This is a genomic window from Pseudomonas asplenii (genome assembly GCF_900105475.1).
GTDB classification, from domain to species: domain Bacteria; phylum Pseudomonadota; class Gammaproteobacteria; order Pseudomonadales; family Pseudomonadaceae; genus Aquipseudomonas; species Aquipseudomonas asplenii.
The window spans coordinates 6335810-6350986 of sequence record NZ_LT629777.1; the positions used below are offsets into that span (position 1 = coordinate 6335810).

Genomic DNA, 15177 nt, shown 5'->3' on the forward strand with positions numbered 1-15177 from the left:
CGCGCTCACCCCAATAAATTCAATTGGCCTGGCGATTCAACCAGGTGTGCAACTCAGGAAAACTGTCGATCGCCAAACGCGGCTCGAATACCTGCAACTCATCCAGAGACAAGGCCCCGTAACCCACCGCGACGCTATCCATGCCGGCATTGCGGGCCATCTGCAGGTCAAAGGCAGAATCGCCGACCATCAACGCCTGAGAGGCCGGCACGCCGCAATGGGCGAGAATCTGCTCCAGCATCAGCGGATGCGGCTTGCTCGCGGTCTCGTCGGCGGCCCGGGTGATATCGAAATAATCCAGCCAGCCATGGGCCTTCAACACCCGATCCAGCCCGCGGCGAGCCTTGCCGGTTGCCACCGCCAAGTGGTAGCCAGCCTCTCGAAACGCCGCCATGGACTCGATGACCCCGGGAAACAACGGCGAAGGCACCGCCTCCAGAGCGATATAACTGTCCGCGTAGTGCTGGCGAAAAACCACCAGCTCTTCATCGGAAATTTCTGGATAGAGGGTACGAATGGCCTCTGGCAAGCCCAGACCGATAATCCCCTTGACCGCACGCTCGTCGCGCAAGGGAAAGCCGGACCGCTCGGCCGCCGCCCCCATCGCCTCGACGATCCGACCAATGGAGTCGGCCAAGGTGCCGTCCCAATCGAAAATCAGCAGTTTGTAATCAACCCGCACTCAAGCGCTCCACGGTCTTGGCCCACATTTCGTCCACCGGTGCCTGCAACTTCAGCTCGCCACCATCGGGCAACGGCACCGTCAGCATGTAAGCATGCAGGAACAGACGCTTACCGCCCAGCTCGCGGATTTCACGGGTAAAGTCATCATCCCCATACTTGCTGTCGCCGGCGATGCAATGGCCAGCATGCAGGGTATGCACACGAATCTGGTGGGTCCGACCGGTCACCGGCTTGGCCTCGACCATGGTTGCGAAGTCGCCGAAACGGCGCAGCACCTTGAACACGGTCAACGCGTCCTTGCCTTCGTCATTGACTTCGACCATACGCTCGCCGGAACGCAGGTTGCTCTTGAGCAACGGTGCCCGTACCTGTTTGATCGAGGTGGCCCAATTACCGCGCACCAGCGCCATGTAGCGCTTGTCGACACCGTCGCCGCGCAGCGCTTCATGCAGATGGCGCAACATGCTGCGCTTCTTGGCGATCATCAGCAGCCCGGAAGTGTCGCGATCCAGGCGATGCACCAGCTCCAGCTCCTTGGCGTCCGGGCGCATTTGGCGAAAGGCTTCGATCACGCCGAAGCTCAGGCCGCTGCCACCGTGCACGGCAATGCCGGCCGGCTTGTTGATCACGATCAGCGCCTTGTCCTCGAACACGATCGAGTCTTCCAGGCGCTGCAACAGCCCCTGGGCCACGGGCACCGGCTCGTCGCGCTCGGGAACACGCACAGGAGGCACACGAACGATATCGCCGGCCTGCAGCTTGTATTCGGGCTTGATCCGCCCCTTGTTCACGCGCACTTCGCCTTTACGCAAGATGCGATAAATCAGGGTCTTGGGCACGCCTTTGAGCCGGGCAAGCAGAAAATTGTCAATGCGTTGGCCGGCATATTCCGGCGCAACCTCGAGCAGTTGCACGCCAGAGGTCGGGGGGGTAGTCGTCGTCATGCCGCGGATGATAACAATTTTTTATGGAATTGAAGCACTTAATCATTGCTGCTATAGTCGCGAACGCCGCCAAAAGCGGCCGGGCAGCGGAACAACGGCAAACAGCCGACCCTGACCCACGCAATTCATCAGGACGCGAGGCCGTCCTACGGGGCTTTCGCTACACTGGGCAGGTTCGTGACTGTAACGAGCGCAGGTGACATGAGGCCTGAAGCGAGCCGGGAAGCTGAGTAACCACTCGTCTCCCGAGCCGATATTCACGGACAGTTCACAAAGTGCAGTCAGTCGCAGGACAAACCCGAGCGAAAGTGCCGGAAACAACGCCTGATTAGCCATGATGCGTGAACTCCCCTTTCGGCGTTCACGGTAAATGCAACCCGCTGCGGATTCTGCGCGCGGCAGCACCCGAATTATCAGGGATACGTGTAGGGTGGAGATGCACAACCGTCGGACTGTGTAGCATTAGGCTTGTTCAAGACGCTTCATATCGTCCACACCCGCGGTTGATTCCTCCTCCTGACTCAGTTTTGCTTAAAGCGGGGCTTATGCCACCACAGCAAGCAGGAAGCGTCGGTCGCGACTTCGCCACTCGGTCGAAATCTCGCCAGACACTGGAATGGCCCGCCACTCCATGACGCACCTGACACCGACCGTGAGAAGTCGTGTGTGCCGAACGCCGTTTCCGGCAGCCCGGAAACCGACGGTACTACATGAAAAGAATGCTGATTAACGCAACTCAACCCGAAGAGTTGCGTGTTGCGCTGGTAGACGGCCAACGCCTCTACGACCTGGACATCGAATCCGGTGCGCGCGAACAGAAAAAGGCCAACATCTATAAAGGCCGCATCACCCGTATCGAACCCAGCCTCGAGGCTGCTTTCGTCGATTTCGGCTCCGAGCGCCATGGTTTCCTGCCCCTCAAGGAAATCTCCCGCGAATACTTCAAGAAAGCGCCGGAAGGCCGCGTCAACATCAAGGAAGTCCTGAGCGAAGGCCAGGAAGTCATCGTCCAGGTCGAGAAAGAAGAACGTGGCAACAAGGGCGCTGCCCTGACCACCTTCATCAGCCTCGCCGGTCGCTACCTGGTGCTGATGCCGAACAACCCGCGTGCCGGCGGCATCTCCCGTCGCATCGAAGGCGAAGAGCGAAACGAACTGCGTGAAGCACTGAACGGCCTGGTCGCACCTGCCGACATGGGTCTGATCGTTCGCACCGCCGGCCTGGGCCGCAGCAGCGAAGAAATGCAGTGGGACCTCGACTACCTGCTGCAGCTGTGGACCGCCATCAAGGAAGCGTCCCTGGATCGTTCCGCACCTTTCCTGATCTACCAGGAAAGCAACGTGATCATCCGCGCGATCCGCGACTACCTGCGCCAGGACATCGGCGAAGTACTGATCGACAGCGTCGAAGCCCAGGACGAAGCCCTGACCTTCATTCGCCAGGTCATGCCGCAGTACGCCAGCAAGATCAAGCTGTACGAAGACAGCGTACCGCTGTTCAACCGTTTCCAGATCGAAAGCCAGATCGAGACCGCCTTCCAGCGCGTCGTCGAGCTGCCGTCCGGCGGTTCCATCGTGATCGACCCGACCGAGGCCCTGGTGTCCATCGACATCAACTCGGCGCGCGCCACCAAAGGCAGCGACATCGAAGAGACCGCGCTGCAGACCAACCTGGAAGCCGCTGAAGAAATCGCCCGCCAGTTGCGCCTGCGCGACATCGGCGGCCTGATCGTGATCGACTTCATCGACATGACCCCGGCCAAGAACCAGCGCGCCGTGGAAGAGAAAGTCCGCGAATGCCTGGAAGCCGACCGCGCCCGCGTCCAGGTCGGTCGCATCTCGCGCTTCGGCCTGCTGGAAATGTCCCGTCAGCGCCTGCGTCCGTCCCTGGGCGAGAGCAGCGGCATCGTCTGCCCACGCTGCAGTGGCACCGGCATCATCCGTGACGTCGAGTCGCTGTCCCTGGCGATCCTGCGCCTGATCGAAGAAGAAGCCCTGAAAGACCGCACCGCCGAAGTCCGCGCCCAGGTGCCGATCCCGGTGGCCGCGTTCCTGCTCAACGAAAAACGCAACTCGATCACCAAGATCGAACTGCGTACCCGTGCCCGCATCGTGATCCTGCCGAACGATCACCTCGAGACGCCGCACTTCGAAGTGCAACGTCTGCGTGACGACAACCCGGAAGCCAGCAGCAGCCAGTCCAGCTACGAGATCGCTGCGGCCGCCGCCGAATCGGAAGAAGTTCAGCCAGCCGCAGCGACTCGCACCCTGGTTCGCCAGGAAGCCGCCGTCAAGACCGCTCCGGCCCGTGCCAACGCGCCAGTGCCGACCGAAGTGGCCGCTCCGGTTGCCGCAGCCCCTGCACCGGCACCCGCTCCGGCTCCAGTCGCCGAGCCAAGCCTGTTCAAGGGCCTGGTGAAGTCGCTGGTCAGCCTGTTCGCCAGCAAGGAAGAACCGGTCGCACCGGTCGTGGTCGAGAAACCGGCCGCCGAGCGTCCGGCTCGCAACGAAGAACGCCGTAACGGTCGCCAGCAGAGCCGCAACCGCAATGGTCGTCGCGACGAAGAGCGCAAGCCACGTGAAGAACGTGCACCTCGTGAAGAGCGCGCACCGCGCGAGCCTCGCGAAGAACGTGCGCCACGTGAGGAACGTGCACCGCGCGAACCACGCGAAACCCGTGACGATGCGCCTGTTGCCCGTGAAGAGCGTGCCCCACGCCCTCCACGCGAAGAACGCGCACCGCGTGCTCCACGTGAAGATCGCAAGCCACGCGGCGAGCGCGAAGAGCGTGTCCGCGAGCTGCGCGAGCCACTGGACGCCACCCCGGCAGTTGGCGCCGTAGCCGCCACGGCTGCCGCTGCCGTCGCCGAGGAACGCCCAGCCCGCGCGCCACGCGAAGAACGCCAGCCACGTCCACCTCGTGAAGAACGTCAGCCACGCGCCGAACAGGCCGAAGCGACCCACGAAGAAGAAGTGCAACAGGGTGAAGAGCAACTGCTCGATGATGGCCAGGACAACGCCGAAGGCGGCGAGCGTCCACGTCGTCGCTCCCGTGGTCAGCGTCGTCGTAGCAACCGTCGCGAGCGTCAGCGCGATGCCAACGGTAACGTGATCGAAGGCTCGGAAGAAGCCGGCGAAGGCCATCAGGCCGAAGCCAGCAGCGCCGACCTGGCTGCCGGCCTGGCCGTGACTGCCGTCGTTGCCAGCAGCGCGATCAGCGCCAGCGCCGAAGCCCAAGCCCACCAGCAGGCCGAGCACGCTACTGCGAGCACCCTGGAAACGGCGACAGCTGAAGCCCCTGTCGTGGAAGCGACCGGCCCGGTTGAAACGACCGCTGCACCGGAAGTGGAACTGGCTCCGACTCATCAAGCCGAGCCAGTGGCTGAAGCCCCTGCTGAAACCGCTGCTGCCGAATTGCCAGTGTTCGTGGCTCCGGAGCCGGCTGTCGAGGCTCCTGTCGTGGAAACCCAGGCTCAGGAAACGCCAGCCGTTGAAGCACCGGTTGTAGAAGCTGCTCCGGCAGTTGAAGCACCGGTTGCCGAGAAGGCTGAGCAACCTGCCCAGGAAATCCAGGCCACCTTCCAGTGGACTGCCGAACCGGCCGCTGTCGAAGCGCCAGTTGCCGAGTCTGCGGCTGCTGAACCGGCCGCAGTAGAACCTGCAGCCGTCGCTGAGCCTGAGCCGGCTCCGGTTGTCGAAGCCACTCCGGTCGTCGCTGAAGAAGCTGCCCCGGTGGTTGAAGAGCCTGCCGTGGTCCTGAGCAGCAATGGTCGGGCACCGAACGATCCACGTGAAGTGCGTCGTCGCAAGCGTGAGGAAGAAGCGCGCAAGGCGGCCGAACTGGCTACCGCCGCCGCTGCTCCTGCCGAGGAAGCGGCCGTTGTCGCCGAACCGGCTGCGGTGGTGGTCGAAGCGGAACAGGCCCCTGCGGCACCTGTCGTTCACAACGAAGCGGTGACCGAGGAACACTCGCCATCCGCCGATGAAGTGGTCGAGCACGCGCCAAAAGCCGTAGAAGCAGACGAAGAGCATAAGCCTCACGCCTGATTTCAATGGCCCATGAAAAAGCCCCGCCTGCAGTGATGCAGGCGGGGCTTTTTCATGCTTCAAGGTTTGTAGTGTGTGGGCGGGCGCCTTTGCGAGCAAGCTCGGCTCCTACAGGGACGCGTCGTTCATCCGTTTTGTATACGACTCATCCTGTATGCTCGCGAATAGGCCGCTACCCTCACCCCTGCCCCTCAAACACCAAGGCGGCAGGCACATCAACGTCCCAGACAATCCCACGATCCTCTACCGGCACCGGTTCGACCTGATGCGGGGCAAACAGCACCTTCGCCCCGCGATCACCCGACAACGCCTGCAGCGCCGCGCCGAACTCGCCACCAAAGCCCACCGGGTGACCATACTCGCCCGCCAGTACCGGCACGCAGATCCGCGCCCGGGTCATCCCAACCAGCACGCGCTCAAAGGTCTCCGGCAGGATGAACGGCATATCTCCCAGCACCATCAGCCAACCACTGGCCTCGGCGCTGGCAGAGACCCCAGCGGCAATGCTGTCGCCCATGCCTGTGGACTCCAGCAACAGTACCTGGCAGCCATGGGCACGGCCCAGTTGAATCATCTCAGGTCGATCCGCCGTGGTAACCAGCACCCGCGCGTCCAGGCTGTCAGGCAGATTACGGAGTACCTGGTCCAACACCGGACGCCTCACACCGTCCCGTCCCCGGCAGGGTGCCAGCAACTTGTCCTGATCGGCCCCGGCCACCTGCCGGAAACGACTGCCCTGCCCTGCCGCCAGGATGATCGCCGCAACCGCCTCATTCACTGAGTGCCGGCTCCGCTTTCTTCTGCCGTGATTCCACGCCGTTCTTGATCGCGACGATCTCGGCCAGCAGCGACAAGGCGATCTCTGCCGGCGTATGACTGCCGATAGGCAAGCCGATCGGACCGTGCAGGCGCGCGATGGCTTCACTGCCCAGCCCCAGCAACGCGAGGTTGTCGCGCCGCTTGCGGCTATTGACCCGCGAGCCCAGCGCACCAACATAAAAAGCGCTGGAGTTGAGAGCCGTCAGCAGAGCCATGTCATCCAGACGCGGGTCGTGAGTCAGCGCGACAATCGCCGTACGTTCGTCGGTCTGAATATTCAGCACGGCTTCATCGGGCATACCCGGTACGAAACGGCCGTGCTGCTCCTCCCAGCCGTGAATGAACTCTTCCCGCGGATCACAGACCAGCACCTCGAAATCCAGCATCCGGGCCATTTGCGCCACATAGCGCGACAACTGCCCGGCGCCGATCAACAGCAGGCGCCAGCGCGGCCCGTAGATCGCCCGCAGGGTGCGCCCATCGAAGCTCAGCCCATCCTGTCGACCGGCTTCGTGCAGGGTTACCTGGCCGCTGACCAGGTCCAGCTCACGGGCGACGATTTCATGGGCCTCGCAACGCTGCAGCAATTGCTCGACCCAGGTGATATCGTCGACCCGCTCTTCGGTCAGGCGCAGCGTCCCACCACAAGGCAGGCCGAAACGCGCCGCCTCCTCGCGGCTCACGCCATAGGTCACCAGGCGCACCGGCGTCCCGTCCAAGAGCAAGCGCCCATCGTGCAGACGGGCAATCAGGTCGTCCTCGATACAGCCACCCGAGACCGAGCCGATCACCACGCCATCCCCCCGCAGGGCCAGCATCGCCCCGGGCTGGCGGGGTGCGCTGCCCCAGGTCTGGACCACGCTGTACAGCATCACCGGCTGCCCGGCGCGGCGCCATTGCAGGACACTGCGCAAGACATTCAGATCGACGCTGTCCATCAGGCCTGCGCCTTGTTCCAGCCTTGCAGCTGATAGCGGACCGGCAGGTTGCGGATACGCTGGCCAGTGGCGGCGAAGATCGCATTACACAGCGCCGGGGCGATCGGTGGCACACCCGGTTCACCGACACCGCCCAACGGCACCTGGCCCGGCGGCGTGACCAGGTGCACCGCGACCTCGCGGGGCGCCAGGGACATGCGTGCCACTTCATACATGTGGAAGTTGTCCTGTTGGACCTTGCCCTCCTTGAAGCTGATCTCGCCCAACACCGCGTTGCCCAGGCCCATCACGCAAGCGCCCTCGAACTGCGAACGGATCCGCTCCGGGTTGACCTGCGGCCCGCAATCCACGGCGATATCGGCCTTGTGCACGATCAAGGTGCCATCGTCCTTGACCTCGACTTCGATCACGGCCGCCACATAGGTGACGAAGCTGTAGTGCACTGCCAGGCCCAGGCCACGCCCCTTGGGCAGCTTGCGCCCCCAGCCGGCCGCCTTGGCGGCGGTTTCCAGCACGGTGCGCATGCGCCCGGTGTCGATCGGGTAACGCTCCGGCGATTCCCCATAGTTCCACTGTTCACTCAAGGTACGGGGATCGATCTGACGATCCGGCCCGAGCAACTTGAGCTGATAGGCCAGTGGATCCTGCCCGGCCTTGTGGGCCAGTTCGTCGACAAAGCTCTGGATGGCGAAGCCGTGGGGAATGTTCGACACCGAACGGTACCAACCGACCCGGGTGTGAACCTTCGCCTCCGGGTTCTCCAGGCGGACGTTGGGAATGTTGTAGGCCATGTTGGTGAAACCCATGCCCAGCTCGAACGCCGCCTCGTTGTTCATGTTCGGCGCAAACAGCGCCGTGATGCTCGGCGCCACGGTGCGGTGCAGCCAGCCGGAGGGCGTGCCGTCCTGGTTCAGGCTGGCCCGCAGGTATTCCGCCGACACGGTATGGAAATAGGAATGATGGATATCGTCCTCGCGGGTCCACTGCACCCGCACCGCCGTGTCCGGCATTGCCTTGGCCAGGATCGCCGCCTCGATGACGTAGTCCGGCTTGGACTTGCGGCCAAAGCCACCGCCCAGCAGGCTGACATTGACGGTGACCTTGTCGAAACCGATGCCCAGCCGCTCGGCAATTCGCTCACGGGTGACCTGCGGCGCCTGGGTCGGTGCCCAGGCCTCGCATTGGCCGTCACTGAAACGGGCGATGGCGACCATCGGCTCCATCGGCGACTGGGACAGGTGCGGCAGGTAATAGCCGGCCTCGAAATGGCTGTCGGCGCTTTTGAGCGCCTCATCGACATCGCCGGTATTGCGTACCACCTTGCCCGGCTGGCGTGACGAGGCCTCCAGCTCCTGGCGATAGGCAATCGAGTCGTAGCTGGCGTTGTCGCCATCGTCCCAGACGATATTCAGCGCCTCGCGCCCCTTGATCGCCGCCCAGGTGTTACTGGCAATCACCGCCACGCCACCCAGCGGCTGGAACTCGGACGGCAATGGACGAGGTTCGATTTCCACGACCTTGAGCACACCCGGCACCTTCAGGGCAGCCGCCGCATCGAAGGACTTGAGCTTGCCGCCATACACCTGCGGCCGCGCAACGGTGGCATAGACCATCTTGTCGAAATGGATATCGGCACCGTACACGGCCCGCCCGTTGACGATATCGGCACCGTCGATGGCCCGCGTCGACTCCTTGCCGATATAGCGGAACTCCGAGGGTTGCTTGAGCCGCAAGCTCTCCCGGGCCGGCACCGCCAGGGCACCGGCAGCGGCGGCCAGGGCTCCGTAACCGAGTTCGCGCCCACTCGGGCTGTGAACCACCTTGTGCAACTGCGCCCGACACTCGCTGGCCGGCACGTTCCATTGCTGCGCAGCCGCCTGTTCCAACATGGTCCGCGCCGACGCGCCACAGCGCCGCATCGGCTCGTACCAGTGACGCATGCTGCGCGAACCATCGGTGTCCTGGTTGCCGAAACGCACCTCATCGCCCGGTGCCTGACGGACCTTGACCAGCGCCCAGTCGGCCTCCAGCTCGTCAGCCACCACCATGCTCAGGCTGGTGCGCACGCCCTGGCCCATCTCCGAACGGTTGCAGATCACCGTCACGCTGCCATCGGCATCGATGCTGACATAGACCTTGGGGTCGTCGACCCAGCCATTGGGCATGCCGTCCGCACCGTACTTCTTCTCGCCTTCGGCGAAGGCATCGGGCATGCCCCAGGTCGCCGCCAGCACCAGCGCGCCGGTGGCGCCAACGCCCTTGAGAAAGCCACGCCGGCTGAGGTTGCTCAGGGCGAAATCGTTCAGGGACTGGCTCATGCCTTGGCCTCCTGCAAGTGCGCGGCAGCGGCATGAATGGCCGTCTTGATGCGGTTATAGGTCCCGCACCGGCAGATATTGCCGAGCATCGCCTCTTCGATCTGCTCGTCGCTGGGCTTGGGGTTGACCTTGAGCAGGGCCGTGGCCGACATGATCTGCCCACCCTGGCAGAAGCCGCACTGCGCCACGCCGCCATCGAGCCAGGCCTGTTGTACCGCCTGGCCGACCGGATCGCTGTGCAGGTCGTCGATGGTATTGACGTTCTGGCCCACGACGGAGCCGATCGGGGTGATGCACGAACGGGCTGGCAAACCGTTGATATGCACGGTACAGGCACCACACAGGCCCATGCCGCAGCCGAATTTGGTCCCGGTATAACCCGCCACATCGCGGATCGCCCATAGCAGCGGCATCTCTTCGGTGACGTCCAGGGAATGGTCTTGACCATTGAGTTTCAGGGTAATCATGGGCACGCCCGCATAGTTCAGTTTTATGGGGTCGAGCCATCTGCGAGCACCGCACGGACGGCTGCAGATCGACTCAGGCTAATTCGGCTCTCTTGAGAAGCAGGTGCTTCATCGGGCCGTTCTTGAGACTTTTTTACCGATTTGAGCGGCCAAGGGAAAGCCATTCATGCAAAAAGCCCCCGGCAGCCAGGCTGCATGGAGCGTTGACGAGGGCCTTGAGAAGGCCCTGATTTAAGAGGGCCTCGATTAACAGAGCCTCGATCAAGAGTGCCTTGATGATGAAGAGTGCCTTGGCGCTTCAACCATCAGCATAGCCTCCTCAATAAAGGTTCGGCTCCATTTCCAACTCGACCGCAAAACGCTCGGCGATATCGGCCTGGATCCGGCGGGCCAACGCGAGCAGTTGGCCGCCCGTGGCCGTGCCATGGTTGACCAGCACCAGCGACTGCAAGCGGTGCACGCCGGCATCGCCGTCGCGAAAACCCTTCCAGCCGGCGGCTTCGATCAGCCAACCGGCTGCCAGCTTCACCTGCCCATCGGCCTGTGGATAACCGACCAGGCCGGGATGAGCCTGCTTCAGTTCGGCAGCGTGGGCGGCCGAGACCAGCGGGTTCTTGAAGAAGCTGCCGGCATTGCCGAGCACCGCCGGATCCGGCAGTTTCTCGCTGCGAATACTGCAGATGGCCCGGCTGACATCACAGGCGCCCGGCTGGCTGACGCCCTGCTCTTTCAGGCGTTCGGCCACCGGACCGTAGCCCAGGTGCAACTGCTCGGCACGGCTCAGGGCGAAGCGCACCCGCAGGATCAACCAGCGTCCCTGGGTATGCTTGAACAGGCTGTCGCGATAACCGAACTGACACTGTTCCAGAGAAAACTCGCGCAACTCGCCCGTCTCTCGATCGAGGGCCGTCAGGCCAGCGAACACGTCCTTGATCTCGACCCCGTAGGCGCCGATGTTCTGCATCGGCGCAGCGCCTACCGTTCCGGGAATCAGGCTGAGATTCTCCAGGCCGTACCAACCCTGGTCCAGGGTCGACAGCACGAACGGATGCCAGGGTTCGCCGGCCTCGGCCTCGACCACCACCCGTTGGCCATCATCGCTGAGCAGGCGGATGCCACGGCTGCCCATGCGCAACACCAGCGCCTGGATATCAGCGGTCAGCAGCAGGTTGCTGCCCCCACCGACCACCAGCAGCGGCAACTGACGCTGCGCCGCGAAAGCCAGGGCCTCGCGCACATCGTCATCGTCCCGGGCCTCGGCGAACCACTGCGCGCGCACGTCGACACCAAAGCTGTTGTAGGGCTTGAGGGAAACATCGGCTTGCGGTTGCAGGCTCATAGGCGCCCCTTGAGTTCGTTGACCAGGCGATCGCAGGCCTGCTCGATCAGGTCCAGCACCTGTTCGAAACCATGTTCTTCGTCGTAGTAAGGGTCCGGGACCTCGTCGACCACTGCGTCATAGCGGCGCAGGAACAGGTCCAGTTCGGCCTTGTCCTGAGCCGGTTGCAGCAACTTGAGGTTGCGCAGGTTGCTCTGGTCCATGGCCAGGATCAGATCGAAGCGATTGAAGTCCGCGCTACCGACCTGCCGGGCGCGCTGCGCCGACAGATCATAGCCACGCAGCCTTGCCGCGCGCTGGCTGCGAGTGTCCGGGGCCTTGCCGACATGCCAATGGCCGGTCCCGGCGGAATCGACTTCGATCAGTTCGGCCAGACCGGCCTCGCGCAACTTGTGGCGCAGCACGCCTTCCGCCGTGGGCGAACGACAGATGTTGCCCAGGCAGACAAACAGAACGCGCATCAGGCCTCCAGCAAGCGACGAACGCGTTCGAGGTCTTGTTGGGTGTCGACGCCAGTGGGAGGCGCCTCCAGGGCGTCGGCCACATGGATCCGCACGCCATGCCACAACGCCCGCAGTTGCTCCAGGCGCTCGGTGGTTTCCAGCCAGCACGGCCCCCAGTTGACGAAGTCCTGCAGGAAGCCGGCCCGGTAGGCATAGATACCGATGTGACGACGGTAGGGCACGCCTTCCGGCAGGTGCTCGCGGTCCTTGGCAAAATCGTCTCGGGCCCAGGGCAAGGTGGCACGGCTGAACGTCAGGGCAAGGCCGTTGACGTCGCTGACCACCTTGACCACGTTCGGGTTGAACAAGGCCTCAAGCTCTTCGATCGGCTCGGCCAGGGTGGCCATGCGCGCTTCGGTATGGGCCGCCAGGTTGGCGGCGACCTGGTCGATCACCACCGGCGGGATCAACGGTTCATCGCCCTGGACGTTGACCACGATCGCCTCCGGCTCAAGACCCAGCAGGCTGGCGACTTCGGCCAGACGATCGGTGCCGGACTCATGGTCTTCACGGGTCAGCAGCACTTCGGCGCCGAAGGCCTGGCAGGCGGCGACGATCCGTGGATCGTCAGTGGCCACCACCACCCGTTGGGCGCTGCTTTTACGCGCCTGTTCCCAGGTGTGCTGGATCATCGGCTTGCCGGCGATCAGTTGCAGGGGCTTGGCCGGCAGGCGCGTGGAGGAAAACCGCGCCGGAATCACGACGATGAACGGCGTGCTCATTTGTCCAGGCGCTCATCGGTGCTCAGGGTACGCGCCTCGCTTTCCAGCATGACCGGAATGCCGTCGCGAATCGGAAACGCCAGGCCGGCGCCCTTGCTGATCAGCTCGGTCTTGTCGGCGCTGAGCTTGAGCGGCCCCTTGCAGATCGGGCAAGCGAGGATATCGAGCAGTTTGGTGTCCATGAGGAATTCCCTGGATAAAAAGGGGTTTAGGGCAAAAGACGATCGGGCAACAGGCGCAGCAATTGGGTGTCGAACCAGGTCACGAACGCCTCGGAAGGCACTGCATCGACCGCCAGGTACCACCAGTCGGCGGCGGCGAACGCCCGGCACTTCACCGCGTCCTTTTCGGTCATGACCAACGGCAGCGGCGGCCTGAAACTCAGGGCCTGGGCGCTGTATTGGGCATGATCGGCAAACGCGTGGGGCACAGGCTGCCAGTGTAGCGTTTCGAGGGTATTGAAGAAACGTTGCGGGTTGCCGATACCGGCCACCGCGTGCAGCGCCTGCCCAGCGGCGAAATGTGCCAGCGGCTTGCGCTCGCCGCTCAGCAGGTTGACCAGTGAGCTCGGCTGCAGGCGAAAGGCGAAACCATCGTCACGATCGGCGTCGGCCCCGTTGTACATCAGCGCGTCGACACTCTGCAGTCGCTCCAGCGGCTCGCGCAGTGGCCCGGCGGGCAGGCAGCGGCCATTGCCCAAACCACGGGCGGCGTCGATCAGTACCAGTTCGAGGTCACGGGCCAAGCGATAATGCTGCATGCCGTCGTCGGAGAGGATCAGGTCGAGCTTTTCCTCGGCCAGCAGGGCCTGCACCGCGCGGCTGCGATCCGGGTCGATCATCAGCGGCACAGCGTTGCGTTGAACGATCAGCAGCGGTTCGTCACCTGCCACCGCCGCGTCCTGGTCGGCACGCACCCGCCACGGCAGGCTCGGCGGCCTGGCGCCATAACCACGGCTGACCACACCGACGCGCAGGCCGCGGCGTCGGCAATGTTCGACCAGCCAGAGAATCATCGGGGTCTTGCCGGTACCGCCCACCGTGATGTTCCCCACCACGATCACCGGCACTGGCGGCTGGTAGATAGCGCCTTCGCCTGCGACGAAGCGCGCCCGCTTGCCATCCACCACGCGGCGATACAGCCATTCCAGCGGACGCAGCAGAACCAGGGCCGGATGCCCCTCATACCAGGCGCGCAACAACCGATCCGAGAGAGCCATCAGGGCGCCGGCGCCGCCTCGACGGTGGTCATGCGCAAATGACTGAAGCCGAGCTTGCCGGCAGCATCCATCGCGGTGATCACGGCCTGGTGCTGGGTCTTGCCGTCGGCACTGATCGACAGCGGCATGTTGGTGTCGCCAGCGGACTCTTTCTGCAGCGCTTCCATGAGGGTCGACAGGTCATTCTTCGGCAGGATCTGGTTATTCACCGAGAACACCCCATCGGCGCTGATGGCGATATCCAGTTGCTTGACCAGTTGGTCCTCGGCCGGCGAACCACTGACCGCCTGTGGCAAGTCGACCCGCAGTTGGGTTTCGCGGGTAAAGGTGGTGGTGACCACAAAGAACAGCAGCAGGACAAAGACCACGTCGATCAGCGACGCGAGGTTGATGTCGATGGTTTCCCGGGGTTTGCGGCGGAATTTCACGCTTTGCCCTCAGGCATTTCCACATCACGGTCACCCTGGACCACCTCGACCAGCTTGATCGCCTGCTGCTCCATGCCGACCACCAGTTCATCGATCCGGCGTTGCAGGAAACGGTGGAAGAACACCGCCGGAATACCGACGATCAGGCCCGATGCGGTGGTGATCAGCGCCTTGGAAATACCACCGGCGAGTACCGCCGCGTTGGTGGTCATGCCCGAGCCCATGAATGAGCTGAAGATATCGATCATGCCCAGCACCGTACCCAGCAGACCGAGCAGCGGCGACATGGCGGCGATGGTGCCGAGGGCATTGATGTAGCGCTCCAGTTCGTGGATCACCCGGGCAGCGGCTTCTTCGATGCACTCCTTCATGATCTCGCGACCGTGCTTGGAGTTCGCCAGGCCCGCAGCGAGGATTTCGCCCAAGGGCGAATCGGCGCGCAGCTGCTTGAGTTTTTCCTTGTCCAGTTGCTTGTCACGGATCCAGACCCAGACCTGCCCCAACAGATGCTCCGGGGTCACGCGGCTGGCGCGCAAGGTCCAGAGACGCTCGGCGACGATCCCCACGGCCGCGATGGAACTCAGAATGATCGGCAACATCATCCAGCCGCCGGATTTGACCAATTCCCACACAGTGACAGCCCCCTCGAAAAAGTGCGCCACTCTAACATAGGGGTCGGCCGGGCCGAAGAACGTGATGTCGCATCAGGGGACGGTTTAATAACCCTGGGCTATTTGAATCGCGCAGGAT

Annotated in this window: 14 protein-coding genes; 1 reads left to right on the forward strand and 13 read right to left on the reverse strand. The window is 63.5% G+C overall.

What is annotated here, in order from left to right; all coding sequences use genetic code 11:
* Positions 1–19 precede the first annotated feature (19 nt).
* Both BLU37_RS28005 and rluC read right to left on the reverse strand, forming a co-directional pair.
* Positions 20–682, reverse strand: coding sequence for an HAD-IA family hydrolase (locus BLU37_RS28005; protein ID WP_090210702.1), 663 nt, complete (start codon positions 680–682; stop codon positions 20–22).
* On the reverse strand, positions 672–1628 hold the full coding sequence (rluC, locus tag BLU37_RS28010; protein WP_090210704.1) for a 23S rRNA pseudouridine(955/2504/2580) synthase RluC: 957 nt from the start codon (positions 1626–1628) through the stop codon (positions 672–674). The genes BLU37_RS28005 and rluC overlap by 11 nt, the downstream gene beginning before the upstream one ends.
* Positions 1629–2338: 710 nt before the next feature.
* On the opposite strand from rluC, the gene rne reads away from it, so the two are divergent.
* A complete protein-coding gene (gene rne / locus BLU37_RS28020; RefSeq protein WP_172833069.1) occupies positions 2339–5674 on the forward strand; it encodes a ribonuclease E in 3336 nt (1111 codons plus the stop codon).
* Between the two features lie 178 nt (positions 5675–5852).
* Here rne and BLU37_RS28025 read toward each other — a convergent pair whose 3' ends face one another.
* The 11 genes from BLU37_RS28025 to BLU37_RS28075 all read right to left on the reverse strand — a co-directional run bounded on the left by BLU37_RS28025 (position 5853) and on the right by BLU37_RS28075 (position 15059).
* A complete protein-coding gene (locus BLU37_RS28025) occupies positions 5853–6452 on the reverse strand; it encodes a nucleotidyltransferase family protein (RefSeq protein ID WP_090210707.1) in 600 nt (199 codons plus the stop codon).
* Positions 6445–7431, reverse strand: coding sequence for an XdhC family protein (locus tag BLU37_RS28030; protein WP_081354415.1), 987 nt, complete (start codon positions 7429–7431; stop codon positions 6445–6447). Before BLU37_RS28030 ends, BLU37_RS28025 begins: the two co-directional genes overlap by 8 nt.
* Positions 7431–9749 carry a xanthine dehydrogenase family protein molybdopterin-binding subunit gene (locus BLU37_RS28035; protein ID WP_090210710.1) on the reverse strand — a complete coding sequence of 773 codons (2319 nt, stop codon included), beginning with the start codon at positions 9747–9749 and terminating at the stop codon, positions 7431–7433. The genes BLU37_RS28030 and BLU37_RS28035 overlap by 1 nt, the downstream gene beginning before the upstream one ends.
* Positions 9746–10216, reverse strand: a complete 471-nt coding sequence (locus BLU37_RS28040) for a (2Fe-2S)-binding protein (RefSeq protein WP_090210711.1) — start codon at positions 10214–10216, stop codon at positions 9746–9748. Before BLU37_RS28040 ends, BLU37_RS28035 begins: the two co-directional genes overlap by 4 nt.
* Positions 10217–10535: 319 nt before the next feature.
* The gene (gene murB / locus BLU37_RS28045) at positions 10536–11555 is read right to left on the reverse strand and encodes a UDP-N-acetylmuramate dehydrogenase (RefSeq protein ID WP_090210713.1); all 1020 of its coding nucleotides are present in this window, start codon (positions 11553–11555) and stop codon (positions 10536–10538) included.
* Positions 11552–12016 (reverse strand): low molecular weight protein-tyrosine-phosphatase, encoded by a 465-nt coding sequence (locus BLU37_RS28050; protein ID WP_090210715.1) that lies wholly within the window; start codon positions 12014–12016, stop codon positions 11552–11554. Before BLU37_RS28050 ends, murB begins: the two co-directional genes overlap by 4 nt.
* Complete coding sequence (gene kdsB / locus BLU37_RS28055) at positions 12016–12780, reverse strand: 3-deoxy-manno-octulosonate cytidylyltransferase (RefSeq protein ID WP_010447198.1); 765 nt, start codon at positions 12778–12780, stop codon at positions 12016–12018. Before kdsB ends, BLU37_RS28050 begins: the two co-directional genes overlap by 1 nt.
* Entirely contained in the window at positions 12777–12962 is a 186-nt protein-coding gene (locus BLU37_RS28060; RefSeq protein ID WP_010447200.1) for a Trm112 family protein, read from the reverse strand. The genes kdsB and BLU37_RS28060 overlap by 4 nt, the downstream gene beginning before the upstream one ends.
* Before the next feature lie 26 nt (positions 12963–12988).
* Complete coding sequence (lpxK, locus tag BLU37_RS28065; protein WP_090210717.1) at positions 12989–13999, reverse strand: tetraacyldisaccharide 4'-kinase; 1011 nt, start codon at positions 13997–13999, stop codon at positions 12989–12991.
* Positions 13999–14427 (reverse strand): ExbD/TolR family protein, encoded by a 429-nt coding sequence (locus BLU37_RS28070; protein WP_029532388.1) that lies wholly within the window; start codon positions 14425–14427, stop codon positions 13999–14001. Before BLU37_RS28070 ends, lpxK begins: the two co-directional genes overlap by 1 nt.
* Positions 14424–15059, reverse strand: a complete 636-nt coding sequence (locus BLU37_RS28075) for a MotA/TolQ/ExbB proton channel family protein (protein WP_010448848.1) — start codon at positions 15057–15059, stop codon at positions 14424–14426. The genes BLU37_RS28070 and BLU37_RS28075 overlap by 4 nt, the downstream gene beginning before the upstream one ends.
* Between the last annotated feature and the right edge of the window lie 118 nt (positions 15060–15177).